The 491-nt window shown below is 35.6% G+C and carries 1 pseudogene; it reads left to right on the top strand.

Annotated features, from left to right (window positions below):
- Positions 1-491, top strand: a pseudogene (locus COE49_RS27080) (RNA-guided endonuclease TnpB family protein); the annotation flags it as partial.

Below are 491 nucleotides of genomic sequence, written 5' to 3' on the forward strand. Positions count from 1 at the left end.
AACAAGCCAACAACTACCAAGAAACAAAAAGCCATCAAATCCAAGAGTTACATTTGACGGTCGTCACTGGTGGATTAGTGTAGGATTCCAAGAAGACCTTGAATCACAAGAACTACCAATGAGTTGATTGGTGTGGATGTTGGTTTAAAAGAGCTGTTTGTAGCTTCTAATGGTATGAAAGAACGAAATATAAACAAAGATGCCAAGGTTAAAAAGCTTTTGAAAAGGAAAAAATCAGCACAAAGAGATATGTCTAGGAGATTTAAAAAAGGTGTAAAAATTCAGTCGGCCGGATATGAAAAAGCGAAAGCGGAGCACCTGCGGTTATCTAGGAAAATTACGAATATCCAAAATAACCATATCCATCAAGCAACAGCTAAATTGGTGAAAACCAAACCAATGAGGATCGTTGTGGAAGACTTATCTATCTCAAACCTGTTAAAAAACAAAAAACTATCGAAAGCATTTTCCTTTCAAAAATTAAACTTCTT

It is taken from the genome of Bacillus sp. AFS029637, from assembly GCF_002584985.1.
Taxonomy (GTDB): domain Bacteria; phylum Bacillota; class Bacilli; order Bacillales; family Bacillaceae_G; genus Bacillus_A.